Here is a 3102-nt window from a genome sequence, read left to right as displayed (position 1 = left end):
GTGCTGGGCGACGAGACCAAGCAGGACGAGAACTCGTCCGACATGATCTTCTCGGTGCCGGAGATCATCGCCTACGTCACCTCGTTCATGACTCTGCTGCCCGGTGACGTCATCCTCACCGGAACGCCCTCGGGGGTCGGCCCCATGGAGGTCGGTGACAGCGTCAGCGTCACCATCGAGGGACTCGGCACGCTGACCAACCAGGTGGTGAGCCTCGATGCATGAGCCCACCCGACCCGTGGTCGCCCGCTTCTGCCCCTCGCCCACCGGCAATCCGCACGTGGGCATGGCCCGCACCGCGTTGTTCAGCTGGGCGTTCGCCCGCCACCACGGCGGGAAGTTCGTCTTCCGCGTCGAGGACACCGATGCCTCGCGCGACTCCGAAGACTCCTATCAGCTGCTGATCGACGTCATGCGCTGGCTGGGCCTGGACTGGGACGAAGGCGTCGATATCGGCGGCCCGCACGGACCGTACCGCCAGAGCGAGCGCATGGACATCTACGCCGACGTCGCCCGGCGCCTCGTCGAGGGTGGCTTCGCCTACAAGGCGTACGACAGCGCCGACGAGCTGGAGGGGCGCCGCAATGCGGCCCGCGCCGCGGGCAAGCCCAGCGGCTACGACGGACTGCACCGCGATCTCACCCCTGAGCAGCAGGCCGACTTCGAGGCCGAGGGCCGCGAGCCGGTGATCCGCTTCAAGATGCCGGCGAAGGACTGGACCTTCACCGACCTGGTCCGCGGTGACATCACCTTCGGCGCCGAGAACGTGCAGGACTTCGTCATCGTGCGCGCCAACGGTCAACCGCTCTACACGCTGACCAACCCCACCGACGACGCGATGATGGGCATCACCCATGTGCTGCGCGGCGAGGATCTTCTCAGCTCGACGCCACGCCAGATCGCGTTGTATGAAGCCTTCGCCGAGATCGGCGTCGGTGGCGGGTTCACCCCCGAGTTCGGGCACCTGCCGTTCGTCATGGGCAACGGCAGCGCCAAGCTGTCCAAGCGCGACCCCGAGTCGAATCTGTTGGACTACAAGCCCAAGGGCTTCCTGCCCGAGGGGCTGCTCAACTACATGGCCCTGCTGGGCTGGTCGATCGCTGACGACCGCGACGTGTTCACCCTTGAGGAGATGGTCGAGGTCTTCCAGATCGGGCGGGTCAACCCGAATCCGGCACGATTCGACCTCAAGAAGTGCGAAGCCATCAACGCCGATCACATCAGGATGTTGTCGGTCGACGATCTGCAGCAGCGTCTGCTGCCGTTCTTCCAGGCAGCCAATCTGATCGGGGCCGAGCCGTCGGCAGACCAGCTGGCCACGCTGGCCGTCGCCACACCGCTGGTCCACGAGCGGATGACTCTGCTGACTGAGGCCGTCGACATGTTGAGGTTCCTGTTCATCGCGGATGACGACTTCATGATCGACGAAGCTGACCGCGCCAAAAGCCTCGACCACGCTGGCCTCGAGGTCGTGCGAGCCGCTCGAGAGGCCCTCGACGTGGCCAACCTGACCGAGTGGAGCACCGTCGCCATCGAGAGCGCCCTGCGTTCATCACTGGTCGACGGGCTCGGGCTCAAGCCACGTCTGGCGTTCGGACCAGTACGCGTAGCCGTCACCGGCAGCCGCATCTCACCGCCGTTGTTCGAGTCGCTGGAGCTGTTGGGCCACGCCCGCACGATGGCACGGCTCGACGCCGTTCTGACGTGATGTGCAGCGTTGTTCCCGCAGGACCCCTCCACGCCTGACCGGTTTGGGAACGGCAGTCGGGGTCGGGTAGAGTGAGCCCTCGGTTCGGGCTCGTCCTGCAACCTGTGGGGTATGGTGTAATTGGCAACACAGCGGTTTCTGGTACCGTCGTTCTAGGTTCGAGTCCTGGTACCCCAGCGATGTGAAATCCAGCCTTCTTGGTAGGGTTCCATCGGTCGCAAGACCACTCCATGGCCCCGTTGTGTAGCGGCCTAGCACGCCGCCCTCTCAAGGCGGTAGCGCGGGTTCGAATCCCGTCGGGGCTACCCATGGACGAAACCCCCTGATCTGCGCCAGCTGGTCAGGGGGTTTTCTCGTGGGTTCCTCAGTGGTCGATGATGTCGCCCGTGCTGATTCTTGCCCTCGATCTGGTGCAACGGTGCTCGAGAGGAGTATCGTGGCGGGTCAATTGCACTGGAATGCCGGTGCAGACGCGAGGTGGCCGCATGCCGATGGCTCATGATTCCCAGTTCGTCGGGTCGGTGCCCGAGATGTACCAGCAGCTGATGGTCCCGATGATCTTCGCCGGAGCTGCCGATCGCCTGGCTGACCAGGTTGCGGCTCGCTCTCCTGAGCACATTCTGGAGACTGCAGCTGGCACGGGCGTGCTCACCCGCGCGATCATCCAGCGCTGTCCGGCGGCACAGATCACCGCCACAGACCTGAACCAGCCCATGATCGACGTCGCGTCAGCCACCTCCCGCGGGGGGGACCGCGTGACGTGGATGCAGTCGGACGCACTCGACTTGAAATTTGGCGATGAGACGTTCGATGTGGTGGTGTGCCAGTTTGGGGCGATGTTCTTCCCAGACAAGGTGCGCGGCTACGCCGAGGCGAGCCGAGTGCTCCGACCGGGGGGCGCGTTCGTGTTCAACGTGTGGGACCGGATCGAGGCCAATGAGGTCCCGCAGACGATCGAGCAGGCCTTGCTGCGAGCGTGTCCGAACCCGCCGTTGCTGTTCATGTCTCGCACCCCGCACGGATACCACGACGTGAATCGAATCCGTGCAGAGCTCGGTGAAGCCGGCTTCTCCGACGTCGACATCCAAGCGGTCGATGCGGTGAGCCGGACGACAGCGGCCGACGCGGCGGTCGCCTACTGCCAGGGGACCCCTCTGCGCGGCGAGATTGCGGCCCATCCCGGCCTTGACGTCCCGAGCGCGACGCAGATCGCCCTGGACGCCCTGGTGGCTCGATACGGTTCTGGCCCGATTGCGGCTCCCATCCGGTCGTTCGAAGTGGTCGCCAGCTAGAGGCGGTCCGCAGATGTGGCCGCCGTGCCGGCGGTAGCCGCTAGCATGATGGTCGTTCCGCTCGAGCGAGGAGACTTCATGGCCGGCAATGACGAGGATTCT

3 protein-coding genes and 2 tRNA genes are annotated in these 3102 nt (G+C 65.2%); all 5 read left to right on the top strand.

The window, feature by feature from the left end:
* A partial coding sequence (locus tag WB508_RS04570; RefSeq protein ID WP_423843698.1) for a fumarylacetoacetate hydrolase family protein occupies positions 1-225 on the top strand: 225 nt, incomplete at its 5' end.
* Positions 218-1708 carry a glutamate--tRNA ligase gene (gene gltX / locus WB508_RS04565; RefSeq protein ID WP_423843697.1) on the top strand — a complete coding sequence of 497 codons (1491 nt, stop codon included), beginning with the start codon at positions 218-220 and terminating at the stop codon, positions 1706-1708. The genes WB508_RS04570 and gltX, both read left to right, overlap by 8 nt.
* Positions 1709-1813: 105 nt before the next feature.
* A tRNA-Gln gene (locus WB508_RS04560) sits at positions 1814-1885 on the top strand.
* A gap of 55 nt (positions 1886-1940) precedes the next feature.
* A tRNA-Glu gene (locus WB508_RS04555) sits at positions 1941-2013 on the top strand.
* 186 nt (positions 2014-2199) lie between these two features.
* A complete protein-coding gene (locus tag WB508_RS04550; protein WP_423843696.1) occupies positions 2200-3000 on the top strand; it encodes a class I SAM-dependent methyltransferase in 801 nt (266 codons plus the stop codon).
* The last annotated feature ends 102 nt before the right edge of the window (positions 3001-3102 follow it).

This window comes from Aeromicrobium sp. (genome assembly GCF_049586495.1).
GTDB lineage: Bacteria > Actinomycetota > Actinomycetes > Propionibacteriales > Nocardioidaceae > Aeromicrobium.
The sequence above is the reverse complement of the archived record's forward strand: the minus strand, read 5'-3'. Positions and strand labels throughout refer to the sequence as shown.

Excerpts from the sequence above, each read along its gene's own strand:
- gltX (WP_423843697.1), top strand. The coding sequence starts at position 218 with ATGCATGAGCCCACCCGACCCGTGGTCGCCCGCTTCTGCCCCTCGCCC.
- WB508_RS04550 (WP_423843696.1), top strand. The coding sequence starts at position 2,200 with ATGGCTCATGATTCCCAGTTCGTCGGGTCGGTGCCCGAGATGTACCAG.